The organism is Catenuloplanes nepalensis, from assembly GCF_030811575.1.
Taxonomy (GTDB): domain Bacteria; phylum Actinomycetota; class Actinomycetes; order Mycobacteriales; family Micromonosporaceae; genus Catenuloplanes; species Catenuloplanes nepalensis.
Window position 1 is genome coordinate 5842071 of the sequence record NZ_JAUSRA010000001.1, and the last position, 22335, is coordinate 5864405.

22 protein-coding genes and 1 riboswitch are annotated in these 22335 nt (G+C 71.7%); of the genes, 15 read left to right on the forward strand and 7 right to left on the reverse strand.

Annotated features, from left to right (window positions below):
- The first annotated feature begins 110 nt into the window (after positions 1-110).
- Positions 111-1031, forward strand: coding sequence for a proteasome assembly chaperone family protein (locus J2S43_RS24910; RefSeq protein ID WP_306833133.1), 921 nt, complete (start codon positions 111-113; stop codon positions 1029-1031).
- Between the two features lie 90 nt (positions 1032-1121).
- Here J2S43_RS24910 and J2S43_RS24915 read toward each other — a convergent pair whose 3' ends face one another.
- Positions 1122-2993, reverse strand: a complete 1872-nt coding sequence (locus J2S43_RS24915) for an IPT/TIG domain-containing protein (RefSeq protein ID WP_306833135.1) — start codon at positions 2991-2993, stop codon at positions 1122-1124.
- 161 nt (positions 2994-3154) lie between these two features.
- Between J2S43_RS24915 and J2S43_RS24920 the strand changes: the two genes are divergently transcribed.
- The 10 genes from J2S43_RS24920 to J2S43_RS24965 all read left to right on the forward strand — a co-directional run bounded on the left by J2S43_RS24920 (position 3155) and on the right by J2S43_RS24965 (position 14720).
- Entirely contained in the window at positions 3155-3724 is a 570-nt protein-coding gene (locus tag J2S43_RS24920) for a hypothetical protein (RefSeq protein WP_306833137.1), read from the forward strand.
- Positions 3708-5981, forward strand: a complete 2274-nt coding sequence (locus J2S43_RS24925) for a putative bifunctional diguanylate cyclase/phosphodiesterase (RefSeq protein WP_306833139.1) — start codon at positions 3708-3710, stop codon at positions 5979-5981. The genes J2S43_RS24920 and J2S43_RS24925 overlap by 17 nt, the downstream gene beginning before the upstream one ends.
- 312 nt (positions 5982-6293) lie before the next feature.
- A complete protein-coding gene (locus tag J2S43_RS24930; protein ID WP_306833140.1) occupies positions 6294-6581 on the forward strand; it encodes a putative endonuclease domain-containing protein in 288 nt (95 codons plus the stop codon).
- A gap of 1 nt (position 6582) precedes the next feature.
- Complete coding sequence (locus tag J2S43_RS24935) at positions 6583-7269, forward strand: hypothetical protein (RefSeq protein ID WP_370881782.1); 687 nt, start codon at positions 6583-6585, stop codon at positions 7267-7269.
- A gap of 280 nt (positions 7270-7549) precedes the next feature.
- Positions 7550-8584: a TolB family protein gene (locus tag J2S43_RS24940; protein ID WP_370881783.1), complete on the forward strand. Its 1035-nt coding sequence runs from the start codon at positions 7550-7552 to the stop codon at positions 8582-8584.
- 164 nt (positions 8585-8748) lie between these two features.
- The gene (locus tag J2S43_RS24945; protein ID WP_306833144.1) at positions 8749-9882 is read left to right on the forward strand and encodes a GDSL-type esterase/lipase family protein; all 1134 of its coding nucleotides are present in this window, start codon (positions 8749-8751) and stop codon (positions 9880-9882) included.
- Positions 9883-10028: 146 nt separating this feature from the next.
- The gene (trmB, locus tag J2S43_RS24950) at positions 10029-10763 is read left to right on the forward strand and encodes a tRNA (guanosine(46)-N7)-methyltransferase TrmB (protein WP_306839432.1); all 735 of its coding nucleotides are present in this window, start codon (positions 10029-10031) and stop codon (positions 10761-10763) included.
- Positions 10764-11184: 421 nt separating this feature from the next.
- Positions 11185-11357, forward strand: a riboswitch (cobalamin riboswitch).
- Between the two features lie 33 nt (positions 11358-11390).
- Positions 11391-11600, forward strand: a complete 210-nt coding sequence (locus J2S43_RS24955) for a CbtB domain-containing protein (RefSeq protein ID WP_306833145.1) — start codon at positions 11391-11393, stop codon at positions 11598-11600.
- Positions 11600-12352, forward strand: coding sequence for a CbtA family protein (locus J2S43_RS24960; RefSeq protein ID WP_306833146.1), 753 nt, complete (start codon positions 11600-11602; stop codon positions 12350-12352). The genes J2S43_RS24955 and J2S43_RS24960 overlap by 1 nt, the downstream gene beginning before the upstream one ends.
- Positions 12353-12626: 274 nt before the next feature.
- Positions 12627-14720, forward strand: a complete 2094-nt coding sequence (locus J2S43_RS24965; protein ID WP_306833148.1) for a sensor histidine kinase — start codon at positions 12627-12629, stop codon at positions 14718-14720.
- A gap of 107 nt (positions 14721-14827) precedes the next feature.
- On the opposite strand, the gene J2S43_RS24970 is transcribed toward J2S43_RS24965, so the two are convergent.
- Both J2S43_RS24970 and J2S43_RS24975 read right to left on the reverse strand, forming a co-directional pair.
- A complete protein-coding gene (locus J2S43_RS24970) occupies positions 14828-15991 on the reverse strand; it encodes an LLM class flavin-dependent oxidoreductase (protein WP_306833150.1) in 1164 nt (387 codons plus the stop codon).
- 27 nt (positions 15992-16018) lie between these two features.
- The gene (locus J2S43_RS24975) at positions 16019-17203 is read right to left on the reverse strand and encodes an SfnB family sulfur acquisition oxidoreductase (RefSeq protein ID WP_306833151.1); all 1185 of its coding nucleotides are present in this window, start codon (positions 17201-17203) and stop codon (positions 16019-16021) included.
- A gap of 94 nt (positions 17204-17297) precedes the next feature.
- Between J2S43_RS24975 and J2S43_RS24980 the strand changes: the two genes are divergently transcribed.
- The 4 genes from J2S43_RS24980 (at position 17298) to J2S43_RS24995 (ending at position 19691) form a co-directional block, all read left to right on the forward strand.
- Positions 17298-17711 carry a hypothetical protein gene (locus tag J2S43_RS24980; RefSeq protein WP_306833153.1) on the forward strand — a complete coding sequence of 138 codons (414 nt, stop codon included), beginning with the start codon at positions 17298-17300 and terminating at the stop codon, positions 17709-17711.
- A gap of 19 nt (positions 17712-17730) precedes the next feature.
- Positions 17731-18411: a hypothetical protein gene (locus tag J2S43_RS24985; protein ID WP_306833154.1), complete on the forward strand. Its 681-nt coding sequence runs from the start codon at positions 17731-17733 to the stop codon at positions 18409-18411.
- 176 nt (positions 18412-18587) lie between these two features.
- A complete protein-coding gene (locus J2S43_RS24990; protein ID WP_306833156.1) occupies positions 18588-19310 on the forward strand; it encodes a lytic polysaccharide monooxygenase auxiliary activity family 9 protein in 723 nt (240 codons plus the stop codon).
- Between the two features lie 120 nt (positions 19311-19430).
- Positions 19431-19691, forward strand: coding sequence for a helix-turn-helix domain-containing protein (locus J2S43_RS24995; RefSeq protein ID WP_306833158.1), 261 nt, complete (start codon positions 19431-19433; stop codon positions 19689-19691).
- Here the strand turns inward: J2S43_RS24995 and J2S43_RS25000 are convergent.
- The 4 genes from J2S43_RS25000 to J2S43_RS25015 form a co-directional block, all read right to left on the reverse strand.
- Complete coding sequence (locus tag J2S43_RS25000; protein WP_306833160.1) at positions 19688-20467, reverse strand: hypothetical protein; 780 nt, start codon at positions 20465-20467, stop codon at positions 19688-19690. The genes J2S43_RS24995 and J2S43_RS25000 overlap by 4 nt on opposite strands.
- Before the next feature lie 66 nt (positions 20468-20533).
- Positions 20534-20932 (reverse strand): YchJ family protein, encoded by a 399-nt coding sequence (locus J2S43_RS25005; RefSeq protein ID WP_306833163.1) that lies wholly within the window; start codon positions 20930-20932, stop codon positions 20534-20536.
- Positions 20933-20997: 65 nt separating this feature from the next.
- Entirely contained in the window at positions 20998-21879 is an 882-nt protein-coding gene (locus J2S43_RS25010) for an LLM class F420-dependent oxidoreductase (RefSeq protein ID WP_306833165.1), read from the reverse strand.
- A 31-nt stretch (positions 21880-21910) separates the two neighbouring features.
- A complete protein-coding gene (locus J2S43_RS25015) occupies positions 21911-22255 on the reverse strand; it encodes a winged helix-turn-helix transcriptional regulator (RefSeq protein WP_306833167.1) in 345 nt (114 codons plus the stop codon).
- Positions 22256-22335: the final 80 nt, after the last annotated feature.

Here is a 22335-nt window from a genome sequence, read left to right on the forward strand (position 1 = left end):
CCAAGGGGAATTTGAGAGAATTTCGCCGAGAACATCCGGTGGCGCGGGAATGAGCCGCGAGACCGGGACGTTGGCCGAGTCGGTTCGTTCTTTGCAGGAGGGGGAGACCGGTGCTCGATCCGGAGGGGCTCTACCAGCTCACCGACGATTTGCCGACGCTCGCGGAACTCGACGAGCCGGTGCTGGTGCACGCGACGACGGGCTTCGTGGACGCGGGCAGTGCCAGCCAGCTCGCGGTGGACCACCTGCTCACGACGCTGGACAGCACCGAACTGGCGACGTTCGACGTCGACCAGCTGATGGACTACCGCTCGCGCCGACCGTCGATGATCTTCGACCGCGACCACTGGGTCAGCTACGAGACGCCGAAGCTCGCGCTGCACCTCGTGCACGACACGGTCTCCGCGCCGTTCCTACTGCTCGCCGGCCCCGAGCCGGACCTGCAGTGGGAGCGGTACATCGCGGCCGTGATCCAGCTCATCGACCGGTTCCGGGTGCGGCTGACGATCGGGATGACCGCGATCCCGATGGCGGTCCCGCACACCCGCCCGGCCAGCGTCACCGGGCACGCGACCCGGCGCGCGCTGCTCGGCGACCAGGAGTCGTTCATGCAGAAGGTGCAGGTGCCCGCGGCCATCGGCAACCTGCTCGAACTGCGCCTCGGAGAGCAGGGCAAGGACGCCATGGGGTACGCGGTGCACGTCCCGCACTACCTGGCGCAGACGGAATATCCCGCCGCGGCCGAGACGCTGCTCAGCTCCGTGTCGCACTCGACCGGTCTGCTGCTGCCGCTGGACGGCCTGCGCGAGTCCGCCGCCGAGGTACGGGCCGCGGTCGACCAGCAGATCGCGGAGGACGACCAGGGGCGCAACCTGGTCGGCGCGCTGGAGCAGCAGTACGACGCGTTCGTCCGCGGCCGCGCCTCGAACAGCCTGCTGGCCAGCCCGGCCGTGGAGCTGCCGACCGCGGACGAGCTCGGTGCCGAGCTGGAGCGCTACCTGGCGCAGCAGGCCCGCGACGAGGAGAAGTAGCGAGCGGGGCCGCGCCATCCGTGGCACGACCCCGCTACCCGTCTCATCCCTGCTGCCCACTCCTCGCCGGAGTGAACGCCTGCGGCGACGTCACTTGACGTAGCTGAACGTCAACGCGTCACTGACGCCGCCCGGGCCGGTCACCCGCACCTCGTGGGTGCCCGCGGCCTTCGCCGGGAACGTCGCCCTGATCTGCGTGGCCGAGACCTTCGTGAACCCCACGCGCACCCCGCCGACCGTGAGCGCGGTGATGTCGCCCAGCGACGTACCCGTGATGGTCACCGGGGTGGCCTTGCCGGCCGGGCCGCTGGTCACGCTCAGCTGCGCCAGGGTCGGCCGCGGCGGCGCCACGTAGGTGATCGTGACCGTGGTGGTGCCGCCCGCCGTCTTGACGACCAGCGGGACGTCACCGGCAGCGCGGGCCGGCAGCGACAGCGTGATCTTCGTGTCGGTGACGCTGCCGCTGACCGTCTTCCCGCCCAGCGTCATGGTCGCCTTCAGCAGGTTCGTGCCGGTGATCGTGAGCGGCGTGGCCTTGACCGTGGACGCGGTGGCGGCCGACGTCGCGCTGACGGACGGCACACCCGGCGGCGTGATCGTGAGCGTGACCGGCGTGCTCTTGCCGTACGCCGTGGTGACCGTGACCGGGTACGTGCCCGCGGCCAGCGCCGGCGTGACGAACGTGAGCGTGGTGCCGCCGGCCGGCGCCTTGAAGCCCACGGTCCGGGTGCCGGCCGTGACCGACTTGACGCCGGTCAGGTCCGTGCCGGTCAGCGTCACCGTGGTGCCGCCGTAGATCACGGCCGAGGACGGCGAGACCGCGGAGACGGCCGGCCCGTTCGGCGTGTAGGCGAACTTCGTGGTGACCCCGACCGCGCTGGTCCCGGCGCCGTTGGTGACCGTGACGTCCACCGTGGACCCGGACGTGCCGGCCGGCGCGGTCGCGGTCAGCTTCGTGACGCCGCCGGTGGCCGCGGCCGTGAACACCGCGGGCGTGCTGCCGAACCGGACCTCGGTCACGGTGGCCAGCCCGGAGCCGGTGATGGTGACCGCGCTGCCGCCCGCGGCCGGGCCGCTCTTCGCGGACAGCGACGCCACGCTCGGCGCCAGATCGGTCTCGGTGGCCGGCGTGTCGATGCCGCTGACCGTGTACGCGCCGTTCACCGCGGACTGCACGAACGACCAGGACAGGTGCGCGTCGCCGCCGTTGCCCCAGCCGGTGCCCCAGGAGTTGCGGATCCACACGCCGGCCGCGTCGTAGCCGAGCGCCGCGACCATGTGGCCGCCCAGGTTCGTACCGCTGGTGGTGGTGTAGTTGGTGTGGCTCCTCAGGTACATGAAGTCCTTGAAGACCGGGAAGCCGAGCGCGACCGGCTGGCCCGAGGCGAGCGCCGCCTTGATCGAGGCCTGCGCGTTCGTGCCCTGGTTGCCGCCGACCCAGAGCCGCTGCCAGCCGGTGATCCGGTAGTTCTCCGCGTTCGCGATCTGGTCCGCGGTCGGCGCGGTCTGCCAGCCGGTCGTGCCCTGGAAGTAGTGCGCCTGCGTGTCCACGCCGCCGGCCTGCGCGCGGGACAGCGCGTAGTCCGGGTTGGTGCCGATGCTGGGGGCACCGCCGGGCGCGACCGTGCGCATGTAGAGGAACAGCGGCGCGTACGGCGCACCCGCACCGCCCTGACGCTTCGCGTAGTAACCCATGATCTGGTACGCGATCGACCACGAGACGCACGATCCGACCTGGCCCTGGTCGCCCGGGGACGGGGCGTACCCGCGCAGGTCGACGCTGACCGGCAGGTTCGCCGCGTACGCGCGCGCCTCGGCCTTCTTCAGGTGCGGACTCTGGACGTATCCGCCGGTCGGGTGCGGGAGCCGTTGCGTACCGGCGACCGCGGAGGCCGGGGCCGGGACCGCGGCGACACCGAGCGCCACGGTGAGTAACAGCAATGCCCTTCGGGTGATGCGCATGCGGGGGCTCCTTCCGGGGGCGGGACGGCCGCACACTTCGACCCCCGCCGGGGCGAGCTGAGAGTTTCCGTCCACCGCTCAGGTACCGGTCCGCAACGCCGATACAACCTGCCGAGCGCGGCCCTCCCCCGCCGCGCCGGTGGCGACGAGGAGTACCGACGATGGCCCGGACCGAGGCCGGTAGCAGCATGGGCAGCGCCCGGCTCACCCTGATCGGCGCGACACTCGTACTGGGCCTGCTGGTCACCGGTGGGCTGGTCTGGCACGGGCACGTGACGTCGATGCCGGCGGCGGTCGCGGCCTGGCAGCGCGGCGCGGTCTCGGTCACGCCGCTCCAGACCGGCGCGGCCCGGCTGCTGATCACCGGCATGACGCCCGGCGCGGACCGGGAGCACTGCGCGACCGTGCACTACACCGGCGGCGCGGGCGCGGCGGTCCGGCTGTACGGCTCGAACTACGACCCGGCGGACGCGCGGGTGCGGCTGACGATCACCTCGGGCAGCGGGCCGTCGTGCTCCGCGTTCGGCGAGGCGGTCACGGTCTACTCCGGCACGGTCGCGGACTTCGCGGCCACCCGGACCGCGTACGGCACCGGCGTCGGCACCTGGCGACCGGGCAGCGGCGAGACGTCGCACCCGTACGGCTTCACCTACGAGGCGGAGGCCGCCTCACCCTCGCCCGCACAGGTCGACTTCGTCTGGGAGGCGCGCTCCGATGACGTCGTTTCCTGACAGCGCCGGCGCGCGGTTCACGGCCTTCTCCTTCGCGACCGCGGCGCTCGTCCACGGGATGCTGCTGCTCTGGCCGTCCGCCTGGGCCACCACGATCAGCCAGGCCGCGCTCTGCGCCGCACTCGGCTACGCCGCCGTCACCTACCTGCGCGCGGCCGCGACCCGCCGGTACGGCCGGTTCTGGATGTGGGCGATCGCCGGCTTCGGCCTGCTGCTGTGGTTCGTCTCCAACCTGGTCATGCTCGGCAACGAGGTCACCGGGCGGGAGCTGGTGCCGGGCAGCCTGGTCGCGCTGCCCACGCTGATCACGTTCGCCTGCGCGCTGATCGCGCTGCTGATGCTGCCGACCGCGCCGGAGGGCTGGGCCGGCAAGCTGCGGATGACGCTGGACGGCGTGCAGATCAGCACGGCGCTGCTGATGCCGGGCTGGATCCTCGCGGTCGAACCGGCACTGCGGCCCGGCGGACACTTCCAGTGGATCAGCATCTCGTACACGATCGGCTCGCTCGCCGTGCTGGCCGTGGCGCTGCTGCTCTTCTCCGGCGCGCAGGGGCAGCCCGCGCTCGGCATGCTCAGCGGCGCGATGGCGCTGGCCGCGCTCTACAACCTGGCCGCGACGTACCTGACGATCAACACGTCGCTGCCCACCGACCGGCACCTCGACGGCCTCATGCTGCTGGTGATCCTACTGGTCACCGGCACCACCCGGCTGCCGCTCGGCGCGGGCAGCGGCTCGGCCTGGACACCGCGCCCGCTGGTCGGCGGCTGGCTGATGCCGTACTTCCCGGCCGTGGCCGGCCTGGTCATCAGCGCGGCGCACGTGGTCGGCACCGGCCACCTCGACCTCGTCGTGTTCGGGCTGGCCGGGCTGATGGTGGTCGCGATCCTGGCCCGGCAGGGTCTCAGCCTGTGGCTGACCGCGCGGCTGACCGTGGAACTCACCGAGCAGCGGCACCGGCTGGCGCATCAGGCCGCGCACGACCCGCTCACCGGGCTGGCGAACCGGTCCGTCTTCGCGGAACGGCTCGCGGCCGCGCTGACGCCCGGCGCGCCCGGGGCACCGGCGCTGCTCATGGTGGACCTGGACGGGTTCAAGGCGGTCAACGACACGCTCGGCCACGGCGCCGGCGACGCGCTGCTGGTCGAGGTCTCCGCCCGGCTCACGAAGCTGACGCGGGCCGGTGACACCGTGGCCCGGCTCGGCGGCGACGAGTTCGCGGTGCTGCTCGCGGACGCGGACGCCACCGCCGCGGCCGGCCTGGCCGAACGCCTGCTGGAAGAGCTGGCCCGGCCGGTACGCGTGGACAACGGCGACGCCGCGGTCGGCGCGAGCATCGGGATCACGCTCGGCGAGGCCGGCTACCTCGACGACCCGGGGCGCATGCTGCGGGACGCGGACCTCGCGCTCTACGCGGCGAAGTCGGACGGCAAGGGCCGCCACCGGTTCGCGGACGAGGAACTGATCACGGAGTCGCTCAACCGGCTGGAACTGGACGGCGAGCTGCGCAATGCGCTGGTCCGCGGCGAGTTGAGGATTCACTACCAGCCGGTGGTGGACCTGGACTCGGGCCGGGTCACCGGCGCGGAGGCGCTGCTGCGCTGGCAGCATCCGCAGCGCGGCCTGCTTCCACCGGCGATGTTCCTGCCGGCCGCGGAGGCGAACGGGCTGCTGCCGGAGATCGACCGTTGGGTGCTCCACCAGGCGGCGCGGCAGGCGTGCGAGTGGCAGGGCGAGTCCGGTTTCTCGATCAGCGTCAACGTGACGGCCGGTCACGTGCTGTCCGGGCGGCTGGTGCACGACGTGCGGGAGGCGCTGTTCGCCTCCGGGCTGCCGGCCACGCAACTGGTGCTGGAGCTGACCGAGACGTCGCTGCTGCACGACCTCGCGGCAGCGGCGGTGACGCTGACGGAGCTGGCGGAGATGGAGGTGCGGGTGGCGCTGGACGACTTCGGCACGGGATACGCGTCGTTGAGCTACCTGCAGAACCTGCCGATCCACGCCATCAAGATCGACCGGTCGTTCGTACAGCGGCTCGGCGACGACTCGACGAGCTCGGCGGTCACCCAGGCGCTGGTCAACCTGGCCGAGACGCTGGGCATCTCGCAGATCGCCGAAGGCGTCGAGACCCCGGAGCAGCTGCACCGGCTGCGGGGCCTGCAGTGCGCGTTCGGCCAGGGCTTCTTCTTCTCCAGCCCCATCCCCCCGGAGGAACTCTCCAAGGTCCTAGCCGACGAACGCGCGTCAGCGGCGTCCTGAGTGTTCCCCTGGTGGTCCGGAGGCCTAGATCGCTTCCAGAAGGGCTGCTGCGGGCTGAGGCAGTGCGGGCGGGTGGTGTCGGCAGCTAGGCCGGGGCCGAAGATCAAGGGCGCGCCGAGGAGAGCAGGGGTATCGCGCGGTCCGGAAGCTGTCCGCAGCCGCCGGATACAGCAGGTAAGACCGCACCGAAAGCAAGCACGATCACCAGCGACAAGCGGGAAGCGTCGGCAACAGCCGGATGCGTCTGCGGCAGGCGACGCATCGCGGGCACACTGTGCCCGAAATTTCATACCGTATCCGGAGCGGCGGATCGTGATCGAGTACGAAGGGGACTATCACCGCGAGCCGGATGCGTTCCGCTTCGACATCGCGCGGCTGAACGACCTGGCCGAAGACGGGTGGCGGATCATCCGCGTCACGTCCGACGACGTGTTCAAGACCCCGGAAGCCCTTGTGGCGAGGGTACGCGTGGCGCTCCAGCGATCAGAACGGGATGAACTCGTCGGAGGGCGCCCCGGTCAGCGCGCGGTGGCGCACGTGCGAGATCACGGAGTCACCGTACCGTCACCGCGGGTGGGAAATGTCGTACCCGTCGATTAGTATGTGTGTTCGAAAGACACCACCCCACCAGGGAGGATCTTCAATCGTGCCCACTCTCGAGACCGATCTCACGCCGTATGCGACGATGCTCTCGTTCACCCGCTACGTCGGCCGGACCGGGCCGAAAAAGGCCTCCTTCGTCAGCGGGCTCCGGCGGGCGCGGCAGGCCAAATCCGGCTTCAACCCGCACGGGCAGCTCGTCAAGGCGCTCAAGGCCGACATCCAGTTCCGCACGCCGGGCACGCACCTCGCCGCGGTGGTGCAGGCGGTCAAGCCACGCTGGCAACCGCTCTACACGGCCTCCACCGCCGGGGCGGCACGCTACCTGGAGACGCTCGGCGACCTCGACAAGGTGTGGCTCGCGCAGACCCGCGACGCGCTCGCGGTGATCGGCGGACTGCCAGTCAAGATCAACCCCCACCTCGGCCTGCGGTACGAAGGGGGTCGCGCCGAGGCCGTCCGCCTGCACTTCGACGAGACGCCGCCGGGTGACGAGGCCGTGGTGGCCACGCTGCACCTGATGGCCGCGCACATGGACCAGATCCTGCCGCACGCGGAGCCGGTCCTGGTCGACGTGCGCCGGGGCGACGTCTTCCGCGCCGATCCCAGCACCAAGCCGGCCGACATCGACCGCTGGCTGACCGGCGAGGCCGCCGCATTCGCCGCCATGTGGTCCACCGCCGCCTGACCGGCATCCCGGCGGCCCGCACCTCCCCGCGGGCCGCCGACCCGCCCACACGGGCCCGCCCACACGGGCCCAGCCGGACGGGCCCAGCCGGACAGGCCTCTGGGTTGGCGCGGCACCACCCGACACGCCCGATTTGCGGTAATTCCGGAAATTGCGTGGCTGGTCGTTTACGGTGCTGGTCGGGAAGCGCTCAGATGCCGTCCGGTTGCGACGATCGTGTCCCCGTGAAGCACGGCAGCGATCGCCGCAGGATCGTGAGTCACGAGGTCGGGGGACCGTGATGTGCAGTACCGTCAGCCGTCGTCGCACCATCGCCGCGCGTGCCTGCGGCCGGATCGGGCTCACCGCGGCGCTCTCGTTCGTGGCACTGGCCGCGCTGCCCGCGATCGCGCACGCCCGGACCGCTCTCCCCGCGACGACCGGCGCACAGGCGACCGCCGGTGCGCCGGCCACGATCGCCACCCACGCGGAAGCGGCGGCGGCGCACGAGCTGGTGTTCGTGCGGGACGGCAATGTCCTGCTGCTGGGCGGCGGCGCGGAGAAGCCGCTCACCACCGGCGGTGGCGCGGCACGGCCGAGGTGGTCGCCGGACGGGAAGCGCATCGCGTACCTGCTGAAGAACCGGCTCTGGGTGATGAACGCGGACGGCACCGGCCGGCGTGATCTGGGCGCCCACGCCTCCGGCGGCGCGGACTGGTCGCCGGACGGGAAGTGGCTGGCGTTCGCGGCGCCGGGCTGCACCGGCGGGCCGGTCGTCTACCGCGTCGCGACCAGCGGTGAGGCCAAGCCGGAGGTGCTGTTCCCGGCGGAGTGCAAGGGGCAGCCGCTGCCCACGGAGAAGCCGGAGCCGGCTCGCGGTGGCACGCTGAGCGAACGCATCGCCGTGGACGACACGGTCTCCTGGGCGCCGGACGGCAAGCGGATCGCGTTCCGCGGCGGGATGTGCGAGTCGATCTACGACGCGTGCTTGACGATCGGGACCGTGGCGGGCGCGGGCGAGCGCGCGGTGGCCACGTTCGGCGGCGGCGGTCAGCAGAGCGGGTCCGCGTCCGTACCGTCGTGGCGGCCGGACGGCGCGCGCCTGACCTGGACCGCGGGCGGGTCCACGAAACTGACCGTGATCGAGTACGACCCGGCGACCGGTGGGAAGCGCACGCTCGGCAAGCCCGGCGACCGGGAACTGAGCTACCGGACGGCGCGCACCGCATATCTGACCGGCGAGCGCGACGGCCGTTCCTGGATCTTCCAGCTCGACCCGGCCGGCAGCACCCGCACGGCGCTGCGCCAGGGCTCGCAGCCCGATCCGCGCCCATAGACGTACTAAGATATCCGTCGGAGCCGTTCGGGTCCGCCGCGCGGGAGGCAGGGCAAGCCTCCCTCACCAGCGGCGAGAGCCTCGCCACGCTGCCCAGCTACCTCCCCGACCCCTGGTCCGGGCCGAAGCTATCCACCGCAGCGACCCCCGTTCGGAGTTGACTCATGCCCGCACGACGACGTTCCCGGCTGCCCGGCGTCCTCGCCACCATCGTCACGATCACCGCGGTCGTCCTCGCGCTGATCACCATCCGGCCCGCGCTGGCCGGCAACGACCTGAAGGCCCAGGCCGATCCGGTACGGATCATGGCGCTGGGCGACTCGATCACCGGCTCGCCCGGCTGCTGGCGTGCGCTGCTCTGGCAGAAGCTGCAAGCCGGCGGTTACTCGAACACCGACTTCGTGGGCACGCTGCCGCCGCAGGGCTGCGGCTTCACCTACGACGGCGAGAACGAGGGCCACGGCGGCTACCTGGCCACGAACATCGCCAACCAGTCGCTGCTGCCGGGCTGGCTGGCCGCGACCGACCCGGACGTCGTGATGATGCACCTCGGCACGAACGACGTGTGGAGCAACATCGCGCCGGCCACGATCCTGGCCGCGTTCGGCACGCTGGTCGACCAGATGCGCGCCGGCAATCCCGGCATGCGCATCCTGGTCGCGCAGATCATCCCGGTCGACCCGCCGAGCTGCACCGAGTGCGCGGCACGGACCGTGGCGTTCAACGCGGCGATCCCGGCGTGGGCCGCGTCGAGGAGCACGGCCGCGTCGCCGATCACGGTGGTCGACCAGTGGACCGGTTTCGTGCCGGCGACCGACACCGGCGACGGCGTGCACCCGAACGCGGCCGGCGACGCCAAGATCGCCGACAGGTGGTACGCGCCGCTGGTCGCGGCCATCACCGGCACCCAGCCGACGCCGACGGGCAGCCCGGCACCGAGCCCGACCGGCAGCCCCACGCCGACCGTCGGCCCGAGCCCGACCGGCGGCACCGGAGGTGGCTGCACCGCGTCCTACAAGATCGTCGGCCAGTGGCAGGGCGGCTTCCAGGGTGAGATCACGATCGCGAACGGCGGCGGCACGGCCAGCCGATCATGGATCACACGGTTCGCGTTCGGCGCCGGACAGACCGTCTCACAGGCATGGGGTGGGAATGTCACCCAATCGGGGGTCAATGTCACGGTGAGTAACTCCGCATGGAACGGCGCGCTCGCGCCCAACGCCTCCACCACGGTCGGTTTCATCGGATCATGGACAGGGAGTAATCCCGCGCCCGCCACTACCTGCACTTTCGGATAAACACCCACAAAAGACCACCAAACCCCAGAGGGGGTACGGCGGGAGCTGCGCTTCTGTCGTACCCCCTGGGTATTGTCTTGGGTCTGATGAGTATCGAGACGAACACTGATCTTGACGAAGCACTCCACCTCCAGCAGCTCTCGGAGATGGACGCGCTGGCCGATCAGATCAACGCGCTGCCTCCCGCCCGGGTGCGGACGTTTCATCCCCGCCGGGGGCGGATGAGTCCGAAGCACCACGACGCGTTGGAGCGGCTGTGGGAGAGCCACGGCGTCGACGTGCCGCTCGACCCGGCCACGGCGCTGCCGCTCGACCTAGCCGCGCTCTTCGGCCGCGAGGCGCCCACGGTTCTGGAGATCGGTTCCGGCATGGGTGAGGCGACCGTGGCGATGGCCGCGGCCGATCCCGAGCGCGACTACCTGGCGGTCGAGGTGCACACGCCCGGCGTCGGCAATCTGCTCAGCATGAGCGAGCGCCGCGGGCTGACGAACGTGCGGGCCGCGCTCGGCGACGCGCTGACGCTGGTCGGCCACCAGCTCGCGCCCGGCTCGCTCGACGCGATCCACGTCTTCTTCCCGGACCCGTGGCCGAAGGCGCGCCACCACAAGCGCCGCCTGATCCAGCCCGCCCACATCGGCCTGCTCCGCTCGCGCCTGCGCCCCGGCGGCACGCTGCACTGCGCCACCGACTGGGCGGAGTACGCGGAGGCCATGCTGGAGACGCTGATCGCGGAGCCGGGCCTGGACAACGCGTTCGACCGCTTCGCGCCGCGGCCCGAACACCGCCCGATGACGAAGTTCGAGCGGCGCGGCATCACCGCGCACCGCCGCATCTACGACCTGGTCTTCCACCGCTCCCCCACCGCGGAGGAGCAGGTCTGAGTCGCAGGGCGCCGCCCACGAGAGCCCACCGGCAGAAGTCCCCTGATCGAGGCGTCACCCATGTCGTTCCAACGACTTTGGGGGACGCCTCGATCAGGATTCGAGCGGCCCGGCCTCCGTGCGCGGCTCGGGCTCCGGGCGCAGCCCGGCCTCCGTGCGCGGCTCGGGCTCCGGGCGCAGCCCGGCCTCCGTGCGCGGCTCGGGCTCCGGGCGCAGCCCGGCCTCCGTGCGCGGCTCGGGCTCCGGGCGCAGCCCGGGGCCGTGCGGCCCGGTGGGAACTGGCGCCCAGCGGGAGGTGAGCCCGCGGGAGCACTGGGAACTCAGCCGCCCAGGAAGCGGGAAAATCGGCCTTTTCGCTTTTGTATCTTCGGGCGCCGGGTTGGATTGATCTTCGCCTCTTGTCCGGGGAATTCGGGCGGCGATAGGCTGCGCGGGCCATGGTGCTCGGGAAGCCGGTGTGATTCCGGCGCGGTCCTCGCCACTGTGACCGGGGAGTGCCTGTTCCACCCTCGCCACCGGATCCACGGATCTGGGAAGGCCGGGCGGGCGTGATGATCCGGGAGCCAGGAGACCGGCCATGGCGTCGCATCACATCGCCACGAGGCATGGACGAGAGGATCATTCATCATGCCGCCGACCGTTTCCACGGAGGCCGTCCACCCGGCCGTCGCTCCGATCCGGGTTCCGCTGCTCGCCTGGCTGCTTGCCGTCGTCGCGCTCATCGTGTTCTACCTGCTGCTGCAGGAGAACGGGATGGTCACGACCGGCGCCGCCGCGGAATACCTGCACGAGTTCACCCACGACGGCCGGCACGCGCTCGGCGTCCCCTGCCACTGATGGGCGCGCCGACCTTGGGTGGGATTCTCCGGCGCGGTGCCCTCGCGGGCGTCGCGGCCGGGGTGGCGGCCTCGCTGGTCGCGTTCTTCGTCGTCGAGCCGGTCATCGAGCGCGCGCTGGCCGTGGAGGAGGCCCGCACCGCGGGCGAGCCCGCGGAGGAGGCGATCGTCGGGCGGGCCATGCAGGTCTTCGGCGGCATGGTCGCGGCGCTCGCGGTCGCGATCTGCCTCGCGCTGGTGCTGTCCGTGGTGTTCGCGCGCGTGCGGCACCTGCTGCCGGGGCGCACCGACTTCGGCCGGGCGTCGCTGCTGGCGTTCCTCGGTTTCGTGGCGTTCGCGCTGCTTCCCGCGCTGAAGTACCCGGCGAACCCGCCGGCGGTCGGCGATCCGGACACGGTCGACGCGCGCACCGCGCAGTACCTGTCGCTGATCGCGGCCGGCGTGGCGATCGCCTGGCTGGCCGTGCTGGTCCGGCAGGTGCTGCCGGCACGCGGGCTGTCCGCGCCGCTCGCGGTCACCCTGGGCGTGCTGACCGGCGTGGCCGGCTACGCGGTGCTCATGCTGATCTGGCCGGGCGCCTCCGGTGAGATTCCCGCGGACGTGTCGCCACAGCTGATCTGGGACTTCCGGATCGCGTCGCTGGCGGAACTGGCGGCGATGTGGGCGACCATGGGCGCGACGCTGGGCCTGCTGCTGACGCCGCGTGCGCCGCGCTCGGCGGCCCGGGTCGGGGAGACCGCAGCAACGGCGTGAGTCGTCGGCCGCCGCTCCGCGAGGTCGGCGGCCGGCAACGACGTCCCCGTACGGCCGACAGCGGCGTTTCCCCGATGCGGTTGGCAAGGAGACCGCACACGCGCGGACAAACAGCGTGCGAAGCCGATCCGCGCCCGCCGAAGGTCCCTGCGCGGGCTCGCACGATGATGGCGCGCCCACTTCGTACCCGCGGCTCTGTGATTTGCCGGTTTTGAGGCGCCTCGCCGCTTTAACCTGACAGGGGCAGGCGCAGGCGCGACGAGAGGAACGGCCGGTGGCGACGACGGGCAGCATCGCCGTGACCGGCACGGACGCGGAGTGGGTGCACGTCTCGCGCGGCCCGCTCGCCCAGGGCGCCGCGGACCGGCTCGCCGAACTGGCCGCACGCGCGGCCGGCGCACCGACCGGCCTGGTCCAGTTGCTGGAGGGCCGCCGCATGCTGATGACCGGCGGATTCGACCTGCCCGAGGCGTGGGCCGACCTGGCCGCGGTCCCGGCCGCGTCCACGCTCGCCGCGATCGTCCTCGACTCCGGCTGCCCGCTGGTCGTGCACGACGTGCTCGACGACGCGCGGGTCCCGCCGGACGCGCCGGTGCGACAGGCGGACGCGCGCGCCTACCTCGGCTACCCGGTCCGCTCCCGGACCGGCGCGGTGGTCGGCGTCTGCGCGGTGGTCGACTACCGGCCGCGCGAGTGGACCGCGGCGGAGCAGTCCGTGGTCGGGCACGCGGCCGAGGTGTGCGGCACGTTCGTGGCCGAGCGCGAGGCCCGGGACGCCGCGGACCGGCATCGGCGCTTCCAGGACGCGGTGCTGGACAACCTGCACGACGGCGTGGTCGCCTGCGACGCGGAGGGCCGCCGCGTGCTGATCAACGCGCCGATGCTGCGGTTCACCGGGCGCACGCCGGAACCGTTCGCCGCCGGCGGGTACCCGCTGGACTTCGGCCTCCGGCACGCGGACGGGCGGCCGATGGCCCCGGACGACACGCCGCTGTCCCGCGCGTTCCGCGGCGAGGAGCTGCACGGGCTGGAGGTGCTGGCCGACGCGCCCATGCAGCGCCCGCGCGTGCTGCTGGTCGACGGCCAGCCGATCGCGGACGCGTCCGGCGAACGGCTCGGCGCCGTGATCGCGCTGCAGGACGTCACCGAGCTCAGGCGCACCGAACGATTCCGCGACTGCGAGCTGGCGGTCGCGTCCGCGCTCGCCGAGGCGGCCGGCGCGGCCGAGGCCGGCCCGAGCGTGCTGGAGGCGGTGGTACGCACGCTCGGCTGGGCGCACGCGGAACTGTGGCTGGTCGACGGCCCCGGCGGCGTGCTGCGGACGACCGCGCACTGGAGCGCGCCGGGCAGCGTGGCCGAGATGCACGTGCCGGACCAACTCGCGTACGGCCAGGGCATCTCCGGCAAGGCCTGGCTGACCGGCGAACCGGTCTGGATCCGCGACCTGGCCGAGGGCGAGGCGCTGCTGCCCGCCGACACCATCGAGACGTCGCAGCTGCACGCCGCACTGGCCATCCCGGTCCGGTCCGGCGACGACACGCTCGGCGTGCTCGCGTTCTTCGCCGAGGTGGTCGAGGACCCGGAGGACGCGCTGGTCGCGCTGCTGGCCGGGATCGCCGCACACGTCGGCCAGTTCCTGGAACGCCGCCGCGCCGAGGACCTTGAACTCCAGCTGGCCCGCAGCAAGGACGAATATCTGGCGTTGATCGGCCACGAGATGCGCACGCCGCTGACCTCGATCAGCGCGTACACCAGCCTGCTCCGCGAGGCGACGCCGTCGCAACTCACCGCGGACGGGCCTGCGCTGCTCGAAGTGATCGACCGCAACACCACGCTGCTCCGCGGCATCATCGACGACCTGCTGGACCTGGCCGCGCTCGACACCGGCCACGCCACCGTGCAACTCACCCCGTGCGACCTGGCCGAGGTGGTACGCGAGGCGGCCGACGCGGCCCGCGCCTCACTGACCGACGGCTCCGTCACGCTGCACGTGGACACACCGGGATCGCTCGTCCTGCCCGGCGACCGCCTGCGGCTGCGGCGCGTCCTGGACAACCTGATCGGCAACGGAATCAAATACAGCCCGGACGGCGGCGAGGTCACGGTCACGCTCGCGGCCGACGGCGACTACGTGGCCGAGCTGATCGTGGCCGACCACGGCATCGGCATCCCACCGGACGAGCGCGACCGCCTGTTCTCCCGCTTCTACCGCAGCTCCCGCACACGCGACCGGGCCATCCCGGGCAGCGGCCTCGGCCTGGCGATCAGCCGCGCCATCATCGAACGCCATCACGGCACGATCGCGCTCCTCAACCCCGAATCCGGCACCGCCTTCCAGATCCGCCTCCCGATGAACAGCGCGGACTGACCCCCACCCCAAGGCGAGAATCATCTTCCCGCTTCCGGCGTGGTCGCGTTCCGAGTGCTCCCGTGGGCACGCCGGAAGCGGGAAAAGCGCTTTGTGGTCTTGGGTTTTCAGCTGGCGCGGACCGGTTCGGGGGTGAACGGGACGATGACGGTGTCGCGGAGGGCGGGTTCGCCGGCCGGGTGGTGCCAGAGGCCGCGGGCGCGGAGGATCGGGAGGACGCCCTCGCCGAACCAGTAGGCCTCCTCGAGGTGGGGGTAGCCGGAGAGGATGAATTCGCTGAGGCCGAGGGCGGCGTACTCCTCGATGCGGTCGGCGACCTCGGTGTGGCTGCCGACCAGGGCGGTGCCGGCGCCGCCGCGGATCAGGCCGACGCCGGCCCAGAGGTTCGGGGAGATCTCCAGGCGGTCGCGGGTGCCGCCGTTGAGCGCGAGCATGCGGCGCTGGCCCTCGGATTCGCTGCGGTGCAGGCCGGCCTGGACCTTGGCGATCTCGTCGTCGGAGATGCCGCGGAGCAGGCGGGACGCCTCGGCCCAGGCTTCCTCGGAGGTGTCGCGGGTGATGGTGTGCAGGCGGATGCCGTAGCGCTGGGTGCGTCCCTCGGCGGCGGTCAGGCCGCGGATCCACTCCAGTTTGCGGGCGACCTGTGCGGGCGGCTCGCCCCAGGTGAGGTAGACGTCGGAGTGCTTGGCCGAGACCGGGCCGGCCGCGGCGGACGAGCCGCCGAAGTAGACCTGCGGGATCGGGTCGGGCAGGCGGTTGAGCTTCGCGCCCTCGACACGCACGTGCTCGCCGTCGAGCGTCACGGTCTCGCCGCGCCACAGTGAGCGAACCACGTGCAGGAACTCGTCGGTACGGGCGTAGCGCCCCTCCTTGTCCAGGAAGTCGCCGTAGGCGCGCTGCTCCGCACTCTCCCCGCCGGTGACCACGTTGAGCAGCACGCGTCCCTGGGAGAGCCGCTGGTAGGTGGTGGCCATGTGCGCGGCGAGCGTCGGCGACAGCAGGCCGGGGCGGAACGCGACCAGGAACTTGAGCCGCTCGGTGACCTCGGTGAGCATCGCGGTGGTGATCCAGGCGTCCTCGCACCAGGCGCCGGTCGGCGTGAGCACGCCCTCGAAGCCGAGCTGCTCCGCGGAGCGCGCGATCTGGCCCAGGTAGGCGGTGGTGGCCGGCCGGGCCCGCGCGGCGGCGCCGGGTGCGACGCCGTGCCCGCCGCCGACGATGTCCCGGCTGTCGCCGGAGGTCGGCAGGAACCAGTGGAAGGTGAGGCTCATCGTGGATCTCCCCTTGTTGAGCGAGGGTCAGAGCAGCCCGTGCCGTGGCGGCAGGGTGCCGTTGAGCACGTACCGGCCGAGGTGCTGGATCTTCCAGCGGACCGGGTCGTGCAGCGTGTGCGTGCGCGCGTTGCGCCAGTGCCGGTGCAGGTTGAGCGGGTCGAGGCTGGACCGGGTGCCGGAGACCTCGAACAGCGCGTTGGTGACGGAGAGCGCGGCCCGGTCCGCGTAGGCCTTGGCGGCGGCGACCGCGATCGAGGCCGCGCCCGCGCTCTCGTCGGTGAGGTCGGCGCGGGCCGCGTCGATCGCGCGGGCGGCCTCGGTGAGCAGCGCGTTCGCGGCCCGGACCTCGATCGCGAGCTCGCCGAAGCGCTGGATGAGAAGCGGGTCGTCCGAGGCCTTGTCGAAACCGCTCTCGAAGTACGGCCGGGACTTGGTACGGACGAACTCGACGGCCTCGGCGAGCGCGCCGTCCGCGATGCCGGCGTCGATCGCGGCGTGCAGCAGCTGGGCGACCGCGCCGTGCAGCTGCGGCCCGGTGAACGTCAGGTGGTGCGGCAGCACCCTGTCCGCGGGCACGTGCACGCCGTCGAGCCGGACCGTGCCGCTGGCCGTGGTGCGCTGGCCCATGCCGTTCCAGTCGTCGATGACGGTGAGGCCGGGTGCGTCCGACGGCACGTAGGCCACGTACAGCTTTTCGTCGTCGCCGCGCGCCAGCACGGGGATCCAGTGCGCGAACAGCGCGCCGGTGCTGTAGTGCTTCGTACCCTCCAGGCGGAAGCCGTTCCCTTCCACGACGAGGCGGGTGCGGTAGTCCTGCACGTGCTTGGTGCCGGCCTCGGACTGCGCGTTGCCGAACCGCTTGCCGGCCAGCAGTTCGCGGTAGAAGAACTCCCGCTGCTCCTCGGTGCCGCGGGCGCGGATCACGTTGACGTAGACGAAGTGGCTCTGCGGGATCTGCGCGATGTTCGGGTCGGCGGTGGCGAGCAGGCGGATCACCTCGGCCAGCGTGGCCGTGTCGACGTCGGCGCCGCCGTGCGCGGCGGGCACGGTGACGGCGAGCAGGCCGGCGGCGGAGAGCCGGTCCAGCTCGGCGTGGGGCAGTCGCCGCTCGGCGTCCCGCGCGGACGCGTCCTTCGCGAACTCGGCGGCGAGCCGGCGTGCCACGTTCAGCGCTTCGGTCCCGTCGGCGATGACATGCGCCCCGCTCATGCGGCACCCTCACTCCTGCGGCCGGAAAACTGAACGGAGCTTACCCATATTTCCTACGTGAATACTAGGCTTGACTCCTGACCTGGAGGTTGCCATGGCCCCGTGGAGACCCGACCCGAGCTTCTACGCCTCGCCCCGCGACGCCGCGACCGCACCGCCCGAGACCCTGGCCGGCATGCGCTTGTCACTGCCGGAGCTGGCCGGCTGGTCGTTCCTGATGTCGTCGGCGCACGGTGCCGGGCTGATGCTGCTGCCGGTGCTGGCCACGGCACCGCCGGCGGGTGCCCACGAGGGGCACGCGGTGGCGGCGGCCGGCGGTGACGCGCTGACCGGGCTGCTCGCGGCCGGGGTGCACACGCTGGCCATGTTCGGGGCGGCGGCGGTGGTGGCGGCGCTCGTCCACGAGGTCGTCGGCCTGCGGATCCTGCGCACGGCCTGGTTCAACCTGGACAGGCTGTGGGCGGGCGTGCTGATCGCGGCCGGGTTGCTGACGATCGCGGTGGCATAGGTGATCTACGATGCCGGGCGTGTCCCGAGGTCTCGTCCGGCTCGTAGCCGTGGTCGCCGCGCTCGCCGCCGTCCTGCTCCGTTTCGTCACCGAGGGGTTCGTACCGGACAGCGCCGAAGCGGGCTTCCTGTTCATCGTGCTGTTCCTGAGCGGGCTCGTCGTGCCGATCGTGGCGTTCCTGATCGTGGCCGGCCGGCTGCGGCCGCAGCCGCGGACCGTGCGGGCCGGTGACGTGCCCGGCACGCTGGTCGCGCCCGCGCGGTTGCTGTTTCCCGGCAGCCTGCTGATCGTTTGCGCGTGGCTGGTCTGCCACGTGTTCATGCTCCCGGACCCGGCCTTCCCACTGATCGTGCTCGCCGTCGTCGATATCGCCGTCGGCGTCCTCACCTTCGTCCGGCCGCGCCCACGACTGGTGCTCGACGCCGACGGCGTCACGATCCTGTCCTGGTACGCGCGCCGCGCCGTTCGCGTCCGGTGGGACGAGCTGGATCCCGGGGAGCCGGTGTGGACCGCGAACGGCACGTTCTTCGGGACCGGCACGGTCACCGGGCTCTCGCTGGCCCGGACCGCCGGCGCGCCCGTCCCGATCCCGGCCACCTATCTCGATGTCGAGCCCGCCCACCTCGCCGGGCTGATGGCCGCGCTCGCGGTCTCGCCGGATCGGCGGACATTCATTGACAGCCGTCTCTTGACTGTGTGACGCTCGGGTTCCGCGGGAGCCGGCAGTCCACGCGGAATCGGCGCGGGTTGCCGGGCAGCTCTCCGCGCCTGCCCCGGCGTGCACCACGTGCGGCGCTCACCAGCACCGGCCCACCCACGCGACCTGCGCTCGGGCACTTTCGCAACCACCGTCGACGAGAGTGCTTGGAGTTCTCCATGTCCCCTGTCAAACGCCTGCTGCTGATCGCGGCGGCGGCCGTCCTCACACTCACCACCGGACTGGTCGATCCCGCGTCCGCGCACGGCTCCGCCGTCAACCCGCCGTCCCGTAACTACGGATGCTGGAAGCGCTGGGGCGGCGACTTCCAGAACCCTGCCATGGCCACCCAGGACCCGATGTGCTGGCAGGCTTGGAACGCCGACTCCACCGCGATGTGGAACTGGAACGGTCTCTACCGGGAGAACGTGCAGGGCAACCACCAGGCCGCGATCCCGGACGGCACGCTGTGCAGCGCGGGCAACACCGGCGGCACGCGCTACTCCGCGCTGGACACGCCGGGCGCCTGGATCGCGCAGACCGTGCCGACCAGTTTCACGCTGCGCATGCACGACCAGGCGCAGCACGGCGCGGACTACCTGCTGACCTACGTGACCAAGCCCGGGTTCAACCCGCTGACCCAACGACTCGGCTGGGGTGACCTGCAGCTGGTCGGGCAGACCGGGGTGATCCCGCCGGGTGGCGGGCAGACCGAGTCGGACCCGGCGCTGAACGGCCGCACCTACACCGTGAACGTGAGCGCGCCGGGGCGTACCGGGCGGGCCGTGCTCTACACGATCTGGAAGGCGAGCCACGCGGACCAGGTCTACTACTTCTGCAGTGACGTGGTCTTCGGCGGGACCGGCTCGAACCCGTCGCCGACGCCGTCCACCGTCGCCTGAGTCCCGAGTGCGCGGCCCTCTTCGGGGTCGCGCACTCTTGACCTACCCCTTTAGTCTTGCCTAAAGGTTTTAGTTCTGCCTAACATCGAGGGCAGGGGAACGAGTTCCGAGGAGGCCGTCATGCGACACCTGTTCCGCGATGCAGAACCCGCCGGTGGCGACTTCGGCCGACTCATGATCGACGAAGTAACGTGGTATATGCGGGAGAACAAGGTGACCCGTGGCGAGCTCGCCCAGGCGATGGGCGTGTCCCCCGGCCGGGTCAGTCAGATCCTCTCCGGCGACGAGAACCTCACGCTGCGCACCCTGTCGTCCGTGGTCGAGGCGCTCGGCGCCCAGATCGAGTTCTCGCTCCGCCCGGTCGACGAGGCCCTGGCCTAGGCGGTGCGCACCCGCGGGGACCGCGCCGGGCTGAGCACCATCGGTGGGCGGTACGGCGCCATCTTGTGGTGCCCCGCGTTGTAGGCCAACCCCAGGAGCCGGATCAGGTCGCGGTAGGCGTCGTGCCGCAGGATCCCGGCCATCCGGCCCAGATCGTCGGCGGCCTTCGCGTACCGCGGCTCCTTGGTGATCCGGGAGCCCTGCAGGGCCGCGACGACCTTGGCGCGGCTCGCGCTCGCCTCGATCAGGTGCACCACGTCCAGCCGGGACTGGATCGCGTTGAGCTGCGCGTGGATGCGACCCCGGCGGCGTTCCTCCACGGTCAGCCGCTCCATCAGGTACTCGTGGTAGTAGCGCGCGGCCATGCTCAACTCGTCCGACGACCACTCGTCGTCGACGCGCTCCTCGCACCAGTTCTGCCGGTCGTCGGCCATGCCCTCCTGCAATCGGGTGAGCAGCCGGGTCAGCCACACCGACGACAGGTCGCGACGCAGGTCCCGCCGGTCGGCCGCGCGTTTGCTGAGCTCGCTGAGCCACAGCATGCTGGGCGCGGCGACGCCGAGACCGAGCAGCGCGGCCGGCAGCTGCGACACGATCAGCACCGCCAGCGCCGCGGTCCCGGTGGAGAGCACGCTGGTCACGCCGATCACCGCGAGCGCCCAGCGGCGCGCGCTCGGGCCGAACGGCCTCCCCTTCCCCTTGCAGCGAAGTAACAGGAAGACGGTCGCGGACACGCTCGCCAACACGAACGTGACACCGAACATCGCACCGTGCACGGCCGTTCACCCCCTGCATGGAGGCTATCCAGGCGAAGCGCCACGTTCCAACATAGATACTCCTGATCAAGCCTCGGCGACGTAGAACCAGCGCCCGTCCTCGCGCACGAACCGGCTCCGCTCGTGCACGGTCCCGGTCCGCCCGCCGGCCCGGTAGTGCGCCCTGAACTCGACCTCGCCGGCCGCCTCGAAGAGCGAACCGCCCGCGGTGTCCACCAGGTCCAGCCGCAGCCAGCGCTGCCCGTCGTCCAAGGTCAGATCATCCGGACGGGTGCTCGGATGCCACGTCTGGAGCAGGTAGTCCGCGTCCCCGCGGGCGAACGCGCTGAACCGTGACCGCATCAGCGCCTCGGCCGTCGGCGCCACCGCCTCACCGCGATGCAGTGGCCCGCAGCAGGCGTCGTAGCCCTCGCCGCTCCCGCACGGGCAGACCTCGACGCCGCTCTCCCGCTTCCGTTTCGCCATTCGCCCATTCTCCCGCCCGGCCCGCCGGCGCCCGCGACGGGGCAAAACCCCGTCGCGGGAGTGGGTCAGGAGTACTGCGGGATGATGTCGGCGGCGAAGCGCAGGAGTGGGGTGTGGTCGTAGGCGACGCGCGGGAAGTAGAGGATGGGGTAGTCGGCGCCGGCCTCGAGGACGGAGTCGATGGCGGCCTGGAGCTGCGCCGGCGACCAGGAGAGGTCGACGTTGACCGAGGTCGACTTGATGATGTCGTCGTAGTCGCGGCCGGCCGTGTCGCAGTGGCGGCGGAGGATCGCCAGCTTCTCGCGGATCACGTCGGGGTCGCCGTTGCCGAAGTTGGCGCCGTTGGCGTGCTTGGCGACCAGCTTGAGCGTGACGTTCTCGCCGCCACCGCCGATCCAGAACGACGGGTGCGGCTTGCGGACGCCCTTGGGCTCGTTGATCGGCTTGTCGATCGAGTAGTGCTTGCCGGAGAAGACCGGGGAGTCCTCGGTCCACATCCTCGTGACGATCTCGACGGCCTCGCGGAACGCGCCCATCCGGTCCTTGAGCTCGGGCCACTCGTAGCCGTAGGCCTTCCACTCGTGCTCGTACCACCCGGCGCCGAGGCCCGCGAAGAGGCGCCCGTGGCTGGCCACGTCGACGGTCGAGGCCATCTTGGCGTAGAGCGCGGGGTGCCGGTAGCCGTTGCAGCCGACCATCTGGCCGATGTTGACGCGCGAGGTGTCGCGGGCCAGCGTGGCCGTGGCGGTCCAGGCCTCGAACACGGTGTTCATGGTCGGCTCGGGCGTGGTGTGGAAGTGGTCGTAGACCCAGATCGAGTCCCACGGGCCCGCGTCGGCGGCCTTCGCGACCGCGGTCATCGCCTCGTACTGCTCGATGGGATCGGCGATCTCGGTGAGATCCATCTTCCAGCCCTGGGGAACGAACACGCCAAATCGAACGGTCATGGGATGATCTTATGACCGCCGGGGCCGGGCGTCAGTCGCGTCGATCCACCTCGTCCTGGATCAGCTCGACCAGCTCGACCAGCTTTCCCGCGACCGTCTCGCCGAACGGGGTCAGGCTGTACTCCACGCGGGGCGGGATGGTGGCCTGCACGTCGCGGCGGACCAGTCCGTCGCGCTCCAGCGCCTGCAGCGTCTGCGCCAGCATCTTCTCGCTGACGCCGTCGACGCGGCGGCGCAGCGCGTTGAACCGGTAGGTGCCGTCGTGCAGCGCGGCGAGCGCGAGCACGCCCCACTTGCCGGCGACGTTCTCCAGGATGCCGCGTGAGGTGCAGTCACGGGCGAACACGCTGGCGGCGAGCTGGTCGACGTCTGTCACGCCCTTACCGTATCCGCTTCCGCGTCACGGTGTTTCGTGTTGGTGCTCACCATCGGTTGGCACTTTCGAAAAGTTAGTAC

Coding starts and splice junctions, on each gene's coding strand:
- J2S43_RS24915 (WP_306833135.1), bottom strand. CDS start 2,993: ATGCGCATCACCCGAAGGGCATTGCTGTTACTCACCGTGGCGCTCGGT.
- J2S43_RS24920 (WP_306833137.1), top strand. CDS start 3,155: ATGGCCCGGACCGAGGCCGGTAGCAGCATGGGCAGCGCCCGGCTCACC.
- J2S43_RS24925 (WP_306833139.1), top strand. CDS start 3,708: ATGACGTCGTTTCCTGACAGCGCCGGCGCGCGGTTCACGGCCTTCTCC.
- J2S43_RS24935 (WP_370881782.1), top strand. CDS start 6,583: ATGTGTGTTCGAAAGACACCACCCCACCAGGGAGGATCTTCAATCGTG.
- J2S43_RS24940 (WP_370881783.1), top strand. CDS start 7,550: ATGTGCAGTACCGTCAGCCGTCGTCGCACCATCGCCGCGCGTGCCTGC.
- J2S43_RS24945 (WP_306833144.1), top strand. CDS start 8,749: ATGCCCGCACGACGACGTTCCCGGCTGCCCGGCGTCCTCGCCACCATC.
- trmB (WP_306839432.1), top strand. CDS start 10,029: ATGGACGCGCTGGCCGATCAGATCAACGCGCTGCCTCCCGCCCGGGTG.
- J2S43_RS24955 (WP_306833145.1), top strand. CDS start 11,391: ATGCCGCCGACCGTTTCCACGGAGGCCGTCCACCCGGCCGTCGCTCCG.
- J2S43_RS24960 (WP_306833146.1), top strand. CDS start 11,600: ATGGGCGCGCCGACCTTGGGTGGGATTCTCCGGCGCGGTGCCCTCGCG.
- J2S43_RS24970 (WP_306833150.1), bottom strand. CDS start 15,991: ATGAGCCTCACCTTCCACTGGTTCCTGCCGACCTCCGGCGACAGCCGG.
- J2S43_RS24975 (WP_306833151.1), bottom strand. CDS start 17,203: ATGAGCGGGGCGCATGTCATCGCCGACGGGACCGAAGCGCTGAACGTG.
- J2S43_RS24980 (WP_306833153.1), top strand. CDS start 17,298: ATGGCCCCGTGGAGACCCGACCCGAGCTTCTACGCCTCGCCCCGCGAC.
- J2S43_RS24990 (WP_306833156.1), top strand. CDS start 18,588: ATGTCCCCTGTCAAACGCCTGCTGCTGATCGCGGCGGCGGCCGTCCTC.
- J2S43_RS24995 (WP_306833158.1), top strand. CDS start 19,431: ATGCGACACCTGTTCCGCGATGCAGAACCCGCCGGTGGCGACTTCGGC.
- J2S43_RS25005 (WP_306833163.1), bottom strand. CDS start 20,932: ATGGCGAAACGGAAGCGGGAGAGCGGCGTCGAGGTCTGCCCGTGCGGG.
- J2S43_RS25010 (WP_306833165.1), bottom strand. CDS start 21,879: ATGACCGTTCGATTTGGCGTGTTCGTTCCCCAGGGCTGGAAGATGGAT.